General features: G+C 62.5%; 10 protein-coding genes. 6 read left to right on the top strand and 4 right to left on the bottom strand.

Annotated elements, in window-relative coordinates:
• Positions 1 to 74: 74 nt before the first annotated feature.
• Positions 75 to 842 carry a DUF2249 domain-containing protein gene (locus tag A5634_RS18650; RefSeq protein WP_065145530.1) on the bottom strand — a complete coding sequence of 256 codons (768 nt, stop codon included), beginning with the start codon at positions 840 to 842 and terminating at the stop codon, positions 75 to 77.
• A 96-nt stretch (positions 843 to 938) separates the two neighbouring features.
• Between A5634_RS18650 and A5634_RS18645 the strand changes: the two genes are divergently transcribed.
• Complete coding sequence (locus A5634_RS18645) at positions 939 to 1658, top strand: helix-turn-helix transcriptional regulator (protein ID WP_065145507.1); 720 nt, start codon at positions 939 to 941, stop codon at positions 1656 to 1658.
• A 34-nt stretch (positions 1659 to 1692) separates the two neighbouring features.
• On the opposite strand, the gene A5634_RS18640 is transcribed toward A5634_RS18645, so the two are convergent.
• The gene (locus tag A5634_RS18640) at positions 1693 to 4866 is read right to left on the bottom strand and encodes an adenylate/guanylate cyclase domain-containing protein (protein ID WP_253861736.1); all 3174 of its coding nucleotides are present in this window, start codon (positions 4864 to 4866) and stop codon (positions 1693 to 1695) included.
• Positions 4867 to 4972: 106 nt separating this feature from the next.
• Here A5634_RS18640 and A5634_RS18635 point away from each other — a divergent pair, with 106 nt between their 5' ends.
• A complete protein-coding gene (locus A5634_RS18635) occupies positions 4973 to 5407 on the top strand; it encodes an SRPBCC family protein (RefSeq protein WP_065145506.1) in 435 nt (144 codons plus the stop codon).
• Between the two features lie 59 nt (positions 5408 to 5466).
• Here A5634_RS18635 and A5634_RS18630 read toward each other — a convergent pair whose 3' ends face one another.
• The gene (locus tag A5634_RS18630; protein ID WP_065145528.1) at positions 5467 to 6783 is read right to left on the bottom strand and encodes a cation:proton antiporter; all 1317 of its coding nucleotides are present in this window, start codon (positions 6781 to 6783) and stop codon (positions 5467 to 5469) included.
• Between the two features lie 236 nt (positions 6784 to 7019).
• On the opposite strand from A5634_RS18630, the gene A5634_RS18625 reads away from it, so the two are divergent.
• The 4 genes from A5634_RS18625 to A5634_RS18610 all read left to right on the top strand — a co-directional run bounded on the left by A5634_RS18625 (position 7020) and on the right by A5634_RS18610 (position 16180).
• Positions 7020 to 8768 (top strand): NAD(P)/FAD-dependent oxidoreductase, encoded by a 1749-nt coding sequence (locus tag A5634_RS18625; protein WP_253861735.1) that lies wholly within the window; start codon positions 7020 to 7022, stop codon positions 8766 to 8768.
• A gap of 113 nt (positions 8769 to 8881) precedes the next feature.
• Positions 8882 to 14434, top strand: a complete 5553-nt coding sequence (locus A5634_RS18620; RefSeq protein ID WP_065145526.1) for a type I polyketide synthase — start codon at positions 8882 to 8884, stop codon at positions 14432 to 14434.
• Between the two features lie 37 nt (positions 14435 to 14471).
• On the top strand, positions 14472 to 15323 hold the full coding sequence (locus tag A5634_RS18615; RefSeq protein ID WP_065145505.1) for an ABC transporter ATP-binding protein: 852 nt from the start codon (positions 14472 to 14474) through the stop codon (positions 15321 to 15323).
• A gap of 77 nt (positions 15324 to 15400) precedes the next feature.
• Positions 15401 to 16180, top strand: coding sequence for an ABC transporter permease (locus A5634_RS18610; RefSeq protein ID WP_253861733.1), 780 nt, complete (start codon positions 15401 to 15403; stop codon positions 16178 to 16180).
• A gap of 11 nt (positions 16181 to 16191) precedes the next feature.
• Here the strand turns inward: A5634_RS18610 and A5634_RS18605 are convergent, their stop codons facing one another.
• Positions 16192 to 16554, bottom strand: a complete 363-nt coding sequence (locus tag A5634_RS18605; RefSeq protein ID WP_065145525.1) for a hypothetical protein — start codon at positions 16552 to 16554, stop codon at positions 16192 to 16194.
• Positions 16555 to 16746: the final 192 nt, after the last annotated feature.

Genomic DNA, 16746 nt, shown 5'->3' with positions numbered 1-16746 from the left:
GCGAATACGGGACGCATTCGTAGGTGTCGGCGGCGAGCTCACGCCGTAACGCCGGCGACTTGAACCCAGGCCGCCTACCGCTTGGTCAGCCGCAGCCGCCACGCCTCGGGCCCGGATTCCACGTAGCCGACCTCGAGCCGGCCCGAAGCGCGGTAGTCGAGCTGACGCAGCAAGGGAATCGGATCATGGGGCGCTATCAGCACCAGTGTGCCGCCATCCGGAACGGCGTCGAACGCGCCGAACACGGTGGCGTGCCGGATCGAATGCGGCACCTGGCGAACGTCGAGCACAAGATCATCGGTGTCGGATTCGCCACAGCCGCACGTGTGTGCTGGCTCGGCGCCGTTGGCGGAGTGGTGATGGCCGAGGAGTTCGTGCATGCCGTGAGTCACCTCGACGAGGGAGACCTCCGGATCGGCGGCGATGATCGGTAGGATCCGCTCGTTCTCGTCGGTCAGGTGTGCGTCGAACACCACCCGCAGCGCGTGGCTGCACGCAGCTGCGCGCACCGGCGGCTCGGTGCGGATCCGGTCGACCAGCGAGCCGATGATGCGGTGCACCGCGATCATCGATTCGACCAGAGGCCGGGCACGCTCGGTGCGGGTGGCCTCCGGATACAGTCGCTCCTCTTCGGCGGCGGCGTGCGGCAGCAGCTCGCCGGTCAGGAAGACCAGTGCCGCGGCGCGCGCCGGCTCGAAGTCCGCACCGCGCTCGACCGCCGACAACATTGCATCGGTGAGCACCGAAAGCTGCCCGGCGAGCTGCGCGTGGTGGCTCGTGATGGCTTCGACCGCCTCGGCATCCGCGGCTGTGGACGCGACGATTACGGCGTTGGCTGCCATGTTCGGTTCCTTTCGTTGAAAATCCGGAGACTCCGCTGACGCGAATGGACTCATTGCCCTATGTGCATCGGTCGACAATTTACTACAGTAAATTCCGTGAAAAAAGAGCTGTTGGTCCTGGGTCCCGAACCCACGCCGGTACTAGGGTTCCCGGTGGCCTTGTCCGGGCAGCGGCTGCGGGTGCTCGAGTATGTCCGCGCGCACGCGCCTGTCCGGGTGACCTACGCGGCCACCGCTCTCGACCTGCACCCCAACACCGTTCGCGAACACCTCGACGCCATGGTCGCTCTGGGGCTCGTCGAGCGCGCCGCCGCGACCGCCCTCGGACGTGGACGTCCGGCCACGTTGTATCGGGCGTCGGCCGCCGACCCCGCCGTCGCTGTACGCGACTACGCGGGTCTGGCGACGGCGCTGGCCGGTCACCTGGCTCGCACCAGCGCCCATCCCGAGCGCGACGCGCGCGCCGCCGGCATCGAGTGGGGACGAGAACTCATCGACGAAGGCGGCCAGGCCGGCGCGGAATATGAGGATCCGCGGCCGTCGGTGCTCGAGGCGCTGGCCCGCCTCGGCTTCGCGCCGGACGAAGGCAGCCTGACCGCCGGGGGCGGCATCGCGCTGCGGCGCTGTCCACTGCTGGATGCGGCCCGCCGGTATCCGACCATCGTCTGTCAGGTCCACCTAGGGATCGTCGAGGGCATGCTGGAGCGGCTCGGCGCCCCCGGCGCGCAGGGACTCGATCTCATTCCGTTCGCCGAACCCGGTGCCTGCCGGCTGTTCCTGCCCGATCCCGTGGTGCGCCAAGGGCTGATCGGGTGACGACAGCTCAGAGGGCTCAGACGGCTCAGACGGCTCAGACCAAATAGCGTTCGTAGCCGGCCTGTTGCGCCAAAGCGCGGCAACGATCCTGCAGGTCCCGGTACCCGGGCTCGTCACCGCGGGCACGTGCCAGCAACGACCGCAGCCGCAACAGGGGAAGTTCGAACAGAACGAAACCCGCCTCGGTCGCAACGCCGGCCAGTCGGTCAATTGCGCGCTGTGCGTCGTCGATGTCGGTAGCGGTCCCACGCGACAACAGCGCTTCGACCAGCACGGTGGTGGCCGGCCCGCGGAAGACCATCTCACCGCAGTCGAACTGTTCATCGAGAACCGTTGTGGCCAAGTCGATTGCGCGATCGAAATCACCCGTTCTCGCGTGCTCGCGGGCGAACTCGATGTCGGCCATTCGCCGCAGTGTCACGGTCAGCTTTTCGGCGACGAACATCTCGCGCGCCTTGGCGAGGTAGCGCAGGCCGGCAGACCGGTCGGCCCGGTGTTTATCGATGTCGGCGTGAATCAAGGTGGTGGCGCAATTGAGCAGTGCGTACGTCAATGACGTGTTGTTGCCGGATTGCTGAGCAATTTCCAGACATTTCGCCGTCACCTCCGCATCGTGTGCGGAGGGCACCAGGGCACCGTTCTGCAGCGCAGCCTGATACTTGTACAGCTGCACAAACATCAGCGCATCGGGGGCAACGGAGTGGGCCAGCGCGATGCCCGCTTCCATATCATCGCGCCAGCCGGGCCGGCCGAGGAACATTCCGGCGGCGCCCTTGACGGTGAGCGCTCCGGCCAGCGGAGAGCCGATAATGAAGTCACCCATGGTGGCGTCGCCATCGGCGATATCGATGATGCGTTGGGCCAGTCGCAGACTCTCGCTGGCCTCGCCGGCCTCCCACTTGGCTTGGGCCGGTGCGTAAAACAGCCCCACCGTCAGCGCGGGGTCATCGATGGACTCGACCAGCGTGGCGAACTCCGATGCCATGTCGGCGGCTTCGGTATTGCACGCACTGAACGTCAGCGTGGTCAGGTGGCCAGCCATCCCGAGAACCAACGACCTCTTGTCGCCGGCTGCTGTGGTCAGTTCCCGCAGCTCGTCGAAACCAGTCTCCGCCGGGGTACCGCCTACCTGAAAAGCGCTGCCGCACAGCAACGCCCGTGGTGCGATCCGCATGGTAAGACGATCCGGTTCATCCTCGGGCAGTTGATCGGCGACTTGCCGCGCGAGTTGCCAGCTCTTGCGCGCCGCCAAAATATCGCGCGCGCCATACCAAGTCGCCGCCTGCATATGCCAATCGAAGGCATCGCGCAGATCACCGGCTGCGGCGTACTGGGTAGCGACGATGGCGGCCTCTTCGCCGGTGTAGTGGCCGCGCGTCAGCTGCATCACCGTCGCCACGCGTCGATGCAGCTCCGAACGTCCGGCTCTCAACTGTGATTCGTAGGCCACCGCCTGAATCAGCGGATGGCAGAACGCATATCGGGCATGCGGTGCGAAACCCACCTGCTCGATGAGTTCGGCCTCGATCAACGGCTCCAAGTCCGGTGATTCCAGCAAGGATTCGAGCAGCCCCTTGTCGAACCGAATGCCAATGACCGCCGCGGCGTTCAGGGTGCGTTTGGCGGTTGCGCCGAGTCGGTCGATGCGAGCGCCGATCACGGCCTGCACGCTGGCCGGCACGTGGACATCGGATGCCTGCCCGATGCACACATATGCTCCGGGTGCGCCGGACAATACGCCGCGCTCGACCAGGTCGCGCACGATCTCCTCGGCGGCAAATGGCGAACCCGCGGCGCGGGCGGCGATCACGGCCGACAGGTCAAGCAGCGAGGGATCCTCACCCATCAGCTCCTTGATCAACTCGGCTCCATGCGAATCATCCAGCGGTGCAAGGGAAAAGGAATGCGCCCCGGGGATCGTCGCGAGCAACCCGGAATATTCGGGGCGGTAGATGACCAGCAGCGCCGCCCGCATCCGGGGCATCATGGCCGCGAGGTCGGCCAGCCAGGCTTCGCTGACGCTGTCGATCCAATGTGCGTCCTCCACGACATACAAAGCGGGCGCGGCGCGGGTCGACGCCACCGTTTCGAGCAGGTCGACGAGTCGGCGCCGCAGCGCGTCCGGGGTGATGACGGGCAGCGGCGTCTCGTGGTCACGGATGCCGAGCAAATCGTCGAGCAGAATGAGATCTTCGGGACTGGTCCCGGGCACCCTCGCGCGGACCCGCGCCCGTCCCCGCTCGGGGGTCAGGGCGCCGATGCCGAAGTCCGCCCGCAGCAGTCGGGACACCACCCGGAATGGGATGTCGGCGGTGTGGGATTCGCAGTAGGTGACAATCACCTCGAAGCCGCGACCGCTGGCTGTGGCCACCACTTCACGTCCGAACCTGGTTTTTCCGACACCCGGTCGACCGGTCACGGTGATGACGGTTCCGCTACCGCGGGCGGCCCCGTCGAGAAGTCCGGCGACGGCATCGGTCTCCGATTGTCTTCCGACGAAACGGGATTCGTGCCGAACCTTGCGTGTTCGCCGGGGATCCTCGATGTCGGCGGCCAGCAGGCGGCGAGCCGGGACACCGGACGCCACACCTTTGATCTGCACCATCTCGGGTGCTGCCAGAATGACCCGATCCTCGACCAGCCGGGCGGTGGATTCGCTGAGCATGACCCCGCCTGGCGGGGCCGCCGATTCCATCCGCTGGGCCATCCCCACGTCTTCGCCGACCGCGGTGTAACCAAGGTGGCTGGCGCCGACCTCGCCCGCGATCACCTGACCGGAGTTCAGGCCGACCCGCACCCGCAGCTCTAGTCCATCGCGGCGCGCCACCTCGACGGCGAGCCGCTGCGCCACCTGCTGGATGTCCATGGCGGCCAGACAGGCCCGAAAAGCGTGATCCTCCAAGGCGATCGGCGCGCCGAACAACGCCATGAGGCCGTCGCCGGTGAACTTGTCAACCGTGCCGGCATAACGCTGTACCACTGCGGCCGACCGGTCGACCAGCTCGGTCATCACCTCACGCAACCGCTCCGGACCGAGCGCTGCCGCGATGTCCATCGACCGGACCACGTCGGCGAAGAGCACCGTCACCTGCTTGTACTCGGCCGGCTGGACCATCACCGTCAGCGGCGAACCGCACGCATCGCAAAATCGGGCGCCCTTGCGCGGCTCGGAGCCGCAGTTACGGCAGACGGAGGAAGCGGCGGCCACACTCTGCAGAGAATAAGCCGTCCGGCTTCCCTCTGTCTGGGTCCGCGAGCTATCACCCCGCATTTTTTCGCGGCCACTCCCCGCTGAACTGGTTATAGTTCGGTCGATGGCTATCAACGAGTTCCGCGAAGTCGTCATTACGGCAACGCCCGCCGAGGTCATGAGCGTTCTGATGGACCTCGAGTCACTGCCACAGTGGTCTGCCCTGCACGACAAGGTCGAAATTCTCGAGCGAGATGAGCAGGGGCGCCCGAGCAAGTCCCGGCAAACTGTCAAGGTCATCGGTTTTCGCGACGAGCAGTTGATCGATTACAGCTTCCAAGATGACAGCGTCAGCTGGACGCTGCTGAGCGCAAAGCAGTTACGCGCACAACAGGTTCGCTACACCTTAACGAGGGAAGGTGATTCCACCCGGCTCCGCCTGGAACTTGAGGTAGAGCTGGCGGCGCCCGTCCCGGGTGTTTTCGTCAGGAAGGCAACCAGTTGGCTGATTCAGGCGGCGACCGAAGGCGTGCGCAAGCGTGTCCTCGAGGTCTCCTAGAAATCAAGGGCGGTTAGGCTGATCGCTTAACGCTTCCTGCAAACAACCACGCACAGCCTTTAATTGGGCGCATCCGTGCCGGCGGTTGCCAGGGGTTCTGGCCCAGCGGAGGAGTGCTCGGCGGGAACACTTTGTCGACCGGGCGCCACCCGGTGTCGACCGTAGACCAATTCGAATACGGGGCCGGCCATCAGGGTGGTGATGATGGCCACCAATACCAACATGGTGAACAGGGTGCGGTTGATGATGCCGGCCTCAAGACCGATGTTGAGGAGAATGAGCTCCATCAGACCGCGGGCGTTCATCAACGAACCGAGTGCGATCGACTCACGAAGCGGGACCTTGTTCAACCGCGCAGCCAGTGTGCAGGCGATGCCCTTACCCGCAACCGCTACAACCAGCAGTCCCAGCGTCACCGCCCACAGCGTCGGGCTATTGAGTAGGCCGATCTGCGTGTTCAGCCCGGAATAGACGAAAAACAAGGGCAATAGGAACGTGGTAACCAGCGGCTCGAGGCGGGCAGTGAGATGGCGCGCGAAAAAGCCGGACGGCATGGCCACCCCAAGGATGAAGGCGCCGAATATGGCGTAAATCCCGATCGTGTCCGTGAACCACGCGCACGCCATGAGCACGATGAGGACCGTACACAGCATCGGTGCGGTGATCGTGTTGCGTCGTTCCGCCATCGGGCCAAGTACAGCCAACGCCTTTCGTCCGATCGTCAACGCCAGCAGGCAGTAGACGATTCCGCCGACTATCGCCGTCGCAGCCACCGTGGCGTTACCTCGGTGAAGGGCCAGCACCGTTGCCAGAATGCACCATGACAACGCATCGTCAGTTGCCCCGCAGGCCAAGGCCAGCGTGCCCAGCGGTGTGCCGGAAAGCTTCTGCTCGAAGATGATTCGCGCCAACATCGGAAAAGCGGTGATCGCGATCGATGCACCCAGAAACAGCATGGCCATCGGCGGAGTGACATCTTTTCCGAAAAAGTCTCCGCTCCCAAGAAGGGGAAGGGCGACAAGCGCTCCCAAGGCGAGTGGCGCGACGATGCCGGCGGCGGAAACCGTGACGGCGGTACCCACACGGTGTTTGATCAGATTGACGTCGAAATTGAGCCCGATGAGAAACATGTACAACACGAGGCCAATCTGCGCCGTTGTGTACAACACCACATTTGCCGCCCCCTGCGGAAACAGTTGGTGCTGGATGCCCGGCGCCAGCTCACCCAGCAGCGAAGGCCCAAGTAGTACACCGGCAATCATCTCGCCGACGACTTGCGGTTGTCCCACGCGTTGCGCCAGGAACCCTACGCAACGGCAGGCGCCGAGGATTACAGCCAGTTCCAGAAAGAAGTGCACCGCTGTTGCTGCGGCCATGGATTTGATCCCAACGTTGTAGTGCGAACCGTTGATCAAAGATCCGGTTAGCTGGCTGTGAGCCATGCGTTCCTAACTCAGGGGCGGCCGAACGGGCACCGTAGCGACCGTTGCTTATCGGGCAGCCTTCTGACCTCAGGTTTCCAGATCCTTCACTTGCGAGCAGGGGTGTTTAGTGTAGCGTTCTTAATTATTAAATAAGTTACAGATCGAGGCGACCCGTGGGAGGGGGACGCGTGGACGTGCGAGAGCAGTTGTCCCAGATGAGCCCGGAAAAGCGCGCGGCGCTCGCGCGAAAGATCAGAGTTCAGCTCGCTGATGGACGCACGCCTACCGCCGGTCACGATGTGGCAATCATCGGGGGCGGGGTGGCGGCCCTGACGCTGGCGCTCGAGGTTCGCACCGCGCGGCCGCAAACCCGGATTCTGATCGTTGAGCCGAATTGCCACCCAGCACCGGAGATCACCCATACCGTCGGTGAGTCGACCGTCGAGGTTGCTGCTCACTACTTGCGTGACCGTATCGGTCTGGCAGATCATCTGGACAACGCACAGATTCGCAAGATGGGGTTGCGAATGTTCTTTTCCCACAATGGGAATACCGACATTGCGCGGCGGATGGAACTCGGCAGCTCCAGCTTCACCCCTCAAGTAACTTTCCAAATCGACCGCGGCAGGCTGGAGAACGAACTGCACCGACGGTGCCTTGCCGCTGGTATCGAAATGAGCATGGGGCGGGTCCGAGCAGTCGAGTTCGGGCGCGAGGGTGATTCGCACACAATCTCGTTTCAAACCGGCGACACGATCACTCAGACGATGGCGCGTTGGGTCGTTGACGCATCCGGCCGAAATCGGCTGCTGCCGCGACAGCTGGAGGTAAGGCGCACCAACGAACACAATTGCAATGCCGTGTGGTTACGCGTTGCAGCGGAAATCGATATCGGGCAGTGGAGCGACGAATCCGGTTGGCAGCAGCGCCTCGTCGAAGGCAGACGAGCGTCGTCAACCAATCATCTGATGGGCGAGGGGTATTGGGTTTGGCTGATCCCGCTCGCCTCAGGATCGACCAGCGTCGGCATTGTCGCCGACCCGGCCTTCCACGAGTTCGACCGTTTCAACACGCTGGCCAAAGCCAAAGCGTGGCTGTCCGAACACGAGCCACAGTGCGCGGCCGCCCTGGCTCAGCATGATCACCTGATCAAGGACTTCAGGGTGATGAAGAACTACAGCCACGGTGCGTCGAAAGTGTATGACGGTGGCCAACGTTGGTGTCTCACCGGTGATTCCGGTGTTTTTCTGGACCCGCTGTATTCGTCAGGACTGGACCTCATCGCCATTGGCAACGGCCTCATTACCGACATGATCACCCGAGAGCTGAGCGGGCAAGACGTTGTCGCCCGGGCGGCTATCAACGATTCGCTATTCCGATCTCTTACGGATATGTGGCTCGCCATCTATTGCAACCAGTACGCATTGATGGGCTCTCCTGCAGTGATGTCAGCGAAGGTCATCTGGGACATCGCTTTTTACTGGGGTTTTCTCGGGTTGTTCTACGCCAACGGCCGCTTCGTCAGCGTGGCCGATGATCCCGCGGTGGTTCCCCATCTGCAACGGCTCATCGACCTCAGCAACCGCATGCAGCGGTTTTTCCAGGAGTGGGCCGCAGTAGAAAGCGCACGCCCCTGGGCGCAGTTTGTTGATCTGTACGCGCCGCTGAATTTCATGGTGACACTGCACACCGCGATGATGGGCAAAGCCGTCGAGTTCAGTGCGCAATTCGACGCGAACGTCCTGCTGCTGCGTCAGGTCGCTGGCCAACTGGTCGAGACGGTGGTGGGGCAGAAATCTCAGAGCTTCGCCGACGACCATGTTGTGCGCCAGGTGCAGGCATGGCAAGGCGACCTGTTCTTGAGAGAACTTCGAGCCGTATACCGACACGAGCAACCGACGAATCCCATCAGCCACGATTGGATAGTCAGCCGGTGACGGGTTTGGTCGAGTAAGCAGCACTCGACGATGAGATCACAGCCGGCACCGGCACCCGAGTTGCCTCCAGCTGTGCACAACATGACGCAGATCGCGAAGGCAAGAGGGTGGACATGCGCACTGGACAAGACAATCGCGAGCCATTGGCGATCGTCGGAATCGGATGCCGCTTACCCGGCGGCGCAGATTCTCCCGAGAAGTACTGGAGCTTGCTTTGCAGCGGCACCGACGCCACCCGCGTAGTTCCCGAAACACGTTGGAATGCCGCGAAATATCACGACCCCAATCCGGAAAAAGTCGGCAAGATGGTGACGCGCCGTGGCGGGTTTCTGGATCGGATCGATCAGTTCGATGCTCAATTCTTCGGCATCTCTCCGCGCGAGGCGAATTTGCTCGATCCGCAACAGCGTCTGCTGCTGATGACCACCTGGGAAGCCTTGGAAGACGGCGGAATCCCCGCCGACGGGTTGGCCGGCACGAACGTCGGCGTGTTCATCGGTGGGTTCACCCTCGACTACCAGCTCCTGCAGAACCAGGGTCGCACCAGTCGTTTCCTGTTCAAGACTCATTCCGCCACCGGAATGATGATGACGATGCTGGCGAACCGGATCTCGTTTGCCTTCGACTTCCACGGACCGAGCATGACGGTCGACACCGCATGTTCCAGCTCACTGGTCGCGGTACACCTTGCCGCGCAGAGTATCTGGGATGGGGAATGCGACCTCGCGCTAGCCGGCGGTGTCAACATCATGGTCGGTCCCAACACCGCGATCGCCGAGTCGAAGAGCGGATTCCTCAGTCCTGATGGGCGCTGCAAAGCCTTCGATGCGTCCGCGGATGGTTATGCCCGGGGAGAAGGTGGAGCGGTCGTCGTCATCAAACCGCTTCAGCAGGCGCTGCACGATGGCGACGAGGTCTATGCGCAGATCCTTGGCACGGCGGTTTCACAAGATGGCCACACTGACAGCATCACGGTGCCCAGCGAGGAAGCGCAACAGGCAGCGATCTGCGCTGCCCTTCGCCGAGCGGGTGTCCAGCCTGACGAGATCGGGTACGTGGAGGCCCACGGCACCGGGACCCCCGTCGGTGATCCGGTCGAGCTGCGGGCCCTGGCCGGAGTCCTCGCCAGGGATCGGCCCGCAACGAATCCGTTGCTGATCGGATCGGTCAAAACCAACATCGGCCACCTCGAAGCCGGTGCCGGAGTAGCCGGCCTGATCAAGACTGCGTTGGTACTCAAGCACGGACACATCCCGGCGCACCTACACCTTGAAAAACCCGGCAGTGAAATATCTTTCGAGGACTTGCGCATCGATGTGCCACGAACGGGACGCCCGTTTCCTGGCGACGGGCGACGCCTCGCCGGGGTTAACTCCTTCGGATTCGGCGGAACCAATGCTCATGTCGTACTTCTCGAACCGCCGCAAACGACCGGTGTCCGGTTCCCTGATCGTCCACAGCAGCCGCCCCTGACGGTGCTGCCAGTCTCGGCAAGATCCAGCGACGCGCTGACTGCAACCGCCCGGCAATTGGCCGAGCACCTCAGTACCCAATCTGATGTCACCTTGTCGGATCTCGGCTATACGCTCGGTCGACGCCGTTCGCACCTGAACCATCGACGTGCAGTCATCGTGCGCACCCTCGAGGAAGCGCGAGACGAATTCCAAGCCCTTGCCGACGGCGTGCGGATCGCCACAACCCGCGCCGATGTGACGGCGCCCAAGCTGGCCTTTGTCTGCACCGGCATGGGCCCGCAGTGGTGGAAAATGTGCCGGGGACTGCTTGACGTCTATCCCGCTTTCACCGAAAGCATCCTGCGCAGCGACCGTGCGCTGTCCCGCTATACGGGCTGGTCGCTGCTCGACGAACTGCGATCCGACGAAGCCGGATCACGCATGTCCGAAACGGACGTAGCGCAGCCCGCAAACTTCGCCATTCAAATAGCACTCGCCGAACAGCTTGCACAGTTCGGGATTAAGCCAGACGCGGTGGTCGGCCACAGCGCCGGTGAAGTGGCCTCGCATTACCTGGCCGGTCTGCTGTCCTTCGAACAAGCGATTGAAGTCATCTACCACCGAAGTCGGTTGCAACAACGCACCAGCGGCATGGGCCGGATGCTGGCCGTCGGCCTCGGTGTCGGGCCTCTGCAACAGACGCTTGACGACGAATCACTTGATGAAATCGGGCGCCGGATTTCCATCGCAGCTATCAACAGTCCATCGGCGGTGACCCTGGCAGGGGATGGCGACGTCCTCGAAGACCTCGCCCACCGGCTCGACGACATCAAGGTTTTCAATCGGTTTCTCACCGGGAAGGTGCCGTACCACACCCACTACATGGACACGGTCAAAGACGATCTGTACCAGGCGTTGCAACACGTGTCCTCGGATGTGGCGACCGTCCCGCTCTACTCCACCGTCACCGGCGAACGATTGGACCAGTACGCCGCCGGCGCCGCCTACTGGTGGCAAAACACCCGCGCTACAGTGCTTTTCGAAGCGGCGGCCCGCCGAATGCTGGACGACGGCTACACCCACTTCGTCGAGCTGGGCCCGCATCCTGTGCTGGCGCCGTCGATCATCGAGATCGCCGGCACCGAAGAGACAGACGTAGTCGTCTTGCCAAGTCAGCGGCGTGACGATGACGATGATCGTGTCCTGATGAATTGCGTTGGCGCACTGTACTGTCACGGCCACGCCGTGGCATGGGAGGCGTTGCAGCCATCTGACGGGGCGCGGCTACTGAAGCTTCCCACATACCCGTGGCAATCCAAACGTTTCTGGAACGAGACCCAGGAAGCGGCGGAGGACTTGCATTACCGCCCCGTGCATCCGCTGCTGGGACAAGCGGTGCGCGCGGTACATCCAACGTGGGAAGCCGAACTCAGCACCGCCGTCGCCCCGTTCCTCGCGGACCACCAGGTGCACGGCAGCATCGTTGTGCCCGCAGCGGTATTCGTCGAAATAGCTTTGGCTGCAGCGCAACAAACCTACGGATCTTTCGACCACACCGTCGACAACCTCGTCCTGCGACGGGCCTTAATCCTTGACGGAACTTGCGATCCCATTCTGCGGACCACTCTCAACCAGGACACCGGGGCCCTTGAGTTTGCCGCGTTCACGGCAACAAGCGATGGGGACGTCGGGTGGACAATCACCGCGACTGCCGAGCTGAATACCCTTACCCGGCCACGTTCGCGGCGGGATGCGCCTAACGGCACGGACCTCACCACGACCATCTCCGGGGAGGAGTTCTACGCGCGTACCCAGACCATTGGTTTCCAATACGGTGAGACATTCCAGTCGGTACGCGGTATCACCGCCGCAGAGGGTTGCGCAACCGCCGAGCTCGCCGTCCCAGCGCTGATCGCCGACGAACTCGATGGATACCGATTCCACCCCGCGCTGATCGATGGGGCCTTTCAGACGCTGTTCGGTGCAAACTTGCTCGGGCCCGAAACCGCGGAGAGCCCTTACCTTCCGACCCGCATCCGTCAGAGCGCCATTCTCGGTCTCCCCCAGGCGAAGATGACAGCTCAGGTACGGGTGGCATCAGCCACGGATGAAGAGATCGAAAGCGACATCACTATCACCGGCGACAATGGTGAGCTGCTGGCCGTGTTCACCGGCTTCACCGTGCAGTCCCTGCGCGCCTCCTCTCGCATGTCCTCAGAACGCATCGATAAGGGTCTCTACGAACTTCACTGGGTCAGTTCCCCCGAGGACGGACAGGATCAGCTGCCGGGCGAACCCGCAACGGATAGATTGTCCTGGCTGGTCTTCGTCGACACCTCCGGTGTCGGAACTGCTCTCGTCGAGCAACTGCACCGCCGGGGCCAATATGTTCAGGCGGTTGTGCACCAACCCGTCGAAACGCTTGCCGAAACCGACTGCGGGTACGCCCTGAACCCGCGCCGCCCCGAGCAGCTACACCAGTTACTCGATGCCTGCCTGGAAAAGGGCGGCGATCTCGCCGGGATCATCAATTGTTGGCCGATGGACATCGCCCCCGATGCGGACAGTCAACACGACCACGTGGGCATCTTCACGATCCTTCATCTGGTCAAGGCGTTCGCAGAGCGCACCACCGTGCGACCACGCCTCTACCTCGTCACCTCCAACGGGCAACCGGCACTCGGAGCTGAAGCGATAGCCGTTGAGCAAGCAGCCATTTGGGGTCTCGGACGGGTAATCGGACATCAGGAATTCATCGGTCACTGGGGCGGGCTCATCGATACCGACGGCGCCGACGATCGCACCGAGACGGCCGCGCACATTTGCGAGCACGTCCTTGGCAATAAAACCGAGGACCAGATCGCCATACGCGGCGCGACCACGTTGGTGCCGCGCCTGCGACCCTGCAGCAGCCTTGCCAAGAGTTTCCCGACGAAGCTCACCGCTGATGCAACCTACGTGGTCACCGGCGGAGCCGGAGCGCTCGGCCGCAGCGTGGCCACTTACCTTGCCGAACGCGGTGCTCGACACATCGCGTTGCTCGGCCGAAGCTCTATCCCGCCGAGAGACCAATGGCCGTCGATCGGTTCGGACAACACGCAGTATGCGATCGTCCAGACGATACGAAAGATTGAACGCATCGGCGCTCAAGTGGTAACCGCCAGCGTCGATATCACCGATGCACATCAGGTGCAGTCGTGGCTCGACGATTACACTCGGCAGGGCGGTCGCGAGGTCCGCGGCATCGTGCACGCGGCAGGATCTGTTCACGATCAGCTGCTGGTGAATATCAGCGAAGCCGATTTCGCCAAGGTGTTGGCTCCGAAAATCACCGGTACTCGGGTGTTGCACAATGCCTTTCAACATCACGACCTCGAATTCTTCGTGATGTTCGGATCTGCGGGGTCGGTGGTCGCCTCTCCCGGTCAAGGCAATTACGCCGCCGCTAACGCGTTCATGGACGCTTTCGCGCACTACCGGCGGGCGCAGGGTCTTCCTGCGCTCACTATCGGGTGGGGACCGTGGTCGGTCGGAATGGTCGAAGAGCTCAAGTTGGAAAAGGTCTACGCGCAGCGGGGGATTGAGCTCATCACACCCGCAGCGGGCGTGCGGATTCTGGACCGGCTGATCAACCAGAAAGCCCCGAACGTCATCGCAATATCTGCCGACTGGCGGCTGGCCCGCAGCATCGGATTCAGCGCAGGACTGCCGCAAATGTTCGCCGAACTGGGCACGGCCGACACCGCATCCCCATCCAGCGATGCCGAATTGTCAGTGCTGGAGCTGATTTTCGGGCTTTCGGAGGCCGACCGGCTCGACGTCGTCACGGCGCGGCTTGGACAGCTGGTGGCCGGTGTCTTCGACCTTGACGTCAGCGATATCGAATTCGACGACATTCTCAGCGACATTGGCCTGGACTCCATGATGGCAATGGATTTCAGACTCAGGATCAACAGAATGTTTGGCATCGATCTACCTGTCCTGGAAATACTTAGAGGCGTCAGTGTCACGTCCCTGGCTGATCGGATACTCGCCGAACTTCCGTTGCCGGTCGCAGAGCCCACGCCGATGGCGGAACGCGGAGTTGAACCCGATGCGCCCGAGGACGACATCAATGGACTCATCGGCCAGTTATCCGAAGCCGAACTGCGGGAATTGCTGGTTGAACTCGAGAGCCCACCTGCCGAGCAGGAAAGGGGCGAAACGCTCTGATGGCCACTGCATCGCACGCCCGGATTCGCCAACGGCGATGACATACGTCAAACATCCGTCCGCCGTCCATGTCCGGGGTTTGTCCAAGGCCTACGGGCGGTTGGTCGCGGTGCAGGATCTGGATCTGGATGTCGGGTACGGGGAGATAGTCGCGATTCTCGGGCCCAATGGAGCGGGCAAGTCCACGACCATCGAGATACTTGAGGGCCACCGGAAGCGGGACGCTGGGCACGTCCGAGTGCTCGGCGAAGACCCCGGAACTGCCGGCAGGACCTGGCGCGCGAAAATCGGCATAGTGCTTCAGGAAGCTAGTGACTTCGGGATGCTCAAGGTTTCCGAGGCCGCCACGATGTTCGCGAAAAGCTATCGAAAGACTCGAGTCCCCGAGGAGGTACTCGAGCTTGTCGGTCTTGGTTCGGTCTCGGGCTGCAAGGTAAGAACGTTGTCGGGTGGACAGCGTCGTCGGCTGGATGTCGCACTCGGGATCATCGGGATGCCCCAATTGCTTTTTTTGGACGAGCCGACGACAGGGTTCGATCCAGAAGCCAGACGACAATTCTGGGATTTGATCCGGCTATTGGCAGCCGACGGCACGACCATCCTGTTGACAACTCATTACCTGGACGAAGCCGCCGCGTTGGCCGACCGGGTCGCGGTCATCGTAGGAGGACGGCTGGTGGCGGTCGACTCACCGATGAAATTGACCGAATACGTTGGTTCGGTAGCGACTGTCCGGTGGACTGAGGGAGATCAGTTGCACATAGAGCAGACCGATCACCCGACCGAGCTCATCCGGCAGCGGTCCAAGGACGGCGGCGAACTGACTCAGCTGACAGTCTCTCGACCAACTCTCGAGGACGCGTATCTGCAGTTGATCGGTGTGAAGTAATGGCTATCAGTCCCGCACGAGAATCCTCCCCACCGAGACACCGCTCGCCTGACTCGGAGTCGACGCTGCCGTCGGCAATGCGTATCGGTTTGTCGCGGGTGGTCCCCGAATTGAAGATGTTCTACCGGCGGCCGGAGCAATTGGCGCTGACATTCTCGATGCCGGCGGTGATTTGCGTGTTGCTGGGTTCAATCTTCTCGACGAAACTTCCGAACAGCGATACCAGCACCGGGGCAGTCATCGCGGCGAGCATGCTCGCATATGGAATTCTCTCTACCTCATTTATCAACTTGGGTATCAGCATTGCCGCCGACCGCGATACCGGCGCCCTGAGGCGACTTAGGGGAACACCGACCACCGCGGTGTCGTATTTCATCGGAAAAATAATGCTTGTTGCCATTGCCAGTCTCGCAGAGGCTTTCATTCTGCTTGCGGTGGGAGTGTTCATCTTCAAACTCAGGATTCCTACCAGCTGCTACGGTTGGTTCACGCTGACATGGGTATTTTTGCTGGGCATCGTGAGCTGTTCACTGCTGGGCATATTTGTCAGCAACTATGCAATCAACGCGGTGTCCGCCGCTGTAATGACAAATGGCCCTGCGGTGGGATTGCAATTCGTCTCCGGGACCTACGTGCCGCTGATGGCGTTGCCGGCGTGGATGTTGACGATAGGTTCGGTCTTCCCGGTCAAGTGGATGGCACAAGGATTTCGTTCGGTGCTGTTGCCACCGGAAATGGTCGTCTTCGAACCGGCCGGCAGTTGGGAGCACTGGCAGACATTCTTAGTGCTCACGGCATGGAGCATTGGCGGCCTAGTAGCTTGCCTGATTGTTTTCCGGTGGTCAGATAAAAGTTGAGATGTCCGGCGTTACTCGGGATCGTCGGCCGGTTCGTCGGTCGAATGGTCCGCCGAATCGTCGAGGACGCTCACCGCGATGCCGTAGGGCAGGAAGCGCACTTTGCGCTTCGGGTCGGTGTTGTTCTTGTTGGCGCGCAATGCGTCAAGTTCGTTGGCATACACCTGCTCCACGCGAGCGCCGCCATCGGTGTCCACCGTGTAAATGGCCCATACCCCGTCGCCCGCCTCGCCGGTCGTCTCCGGCTCGGGGCGGGGGCGTCGGGACAGGTCCTCGAAGATCCCCGACCATCCGCCGCGCCCGCCGGGCGCACCGACATACCTGCTGACGCGCTCGAACACGTCGCGCAGACCTTCGGTGCCCTCCCTGATCATCCGATCGAAATCCTCGGGATCGAACCCGAATCCGCCTGAAGAACCACTCCTGTCGCTCACGCGACCTCCTAGCAACTCAAACCGTTAGCGTCCAGTCTGCTCTTCCGCGGCGTCACCCGCCACGTACCGACCGATCGGGACCTACGGCCCAGGCTCCGCGGGGGCGGGTGACGCCGCGGAAGAGCAGACTGG

Source organism: Mycobacterium asiaticum (genome assembly GCF_001673365.1).
Lineage (GTDB): Bacteria > Actinomycetota > Actinomycetes > Mycobacteriales > Mycobacteriaceae > Mycobacterium > Mycobacterium asiaticum_A.
The sequence above is the reverse complement of the archived record's forward strand: the minus strand, read 5'-3'. Positions and strand labels throughout refer to the sequence as shown.

Excerpts from the sequence above, each read along its gene's own strand:
- A5634_RS18650 (WP_065145530.1), bottom strand. The coding sequence starts at position 842 with ATGGCAGCCAACGCCGTAATCGTCGCGTCCACAGCCGCGGATGCCGAG.
- A5634_RS18635 (WP_065145506.1), top strand. The coding sequence starts at position 4,973 with ATGGCTATCAACGAGTTCCGCGAAGTCGTCATTACGGCAACGCCCGCC.
- A5634_RS18630 (WP_065145528.1), bottom strand. The coding sequence starts at position 6,783 with ATGGCCGCAGCAACAGCGGTGCACTTCTTTCTGGAACTGGCTGTAATC.
- A5634_RS18620 (WP_065145526.1), top strand. The coding sequence starts at position 8,882 with ATGCGCACTGGACAAGACAATCGCGAGCCATTGGCGATCGTCGGAATC.
- A5634_RS18615 (WP_065145505.1), top strand. The coding sequence starts at position 14,472 with ATGACATACGTCAAACATCCGTCCGCCGTCCATGTCCGGGGTTTGTCC.
- A5634_RS18610 (WP_253861733.1), top strand. The coding sequence starts at position 15,401 with ATGCGTATCGGTTTGTCGCGGGTGGTCCCCGAATTGAAGATGTTCTAC.
- A5634_RS18605 (WP_065145525.1), bottom strand. The coding sequence starts at position 16,554 with ATGATCAGGGAGGGCACCGAAGGTCTGCGCGACGTGTTCGAGCGCGTC.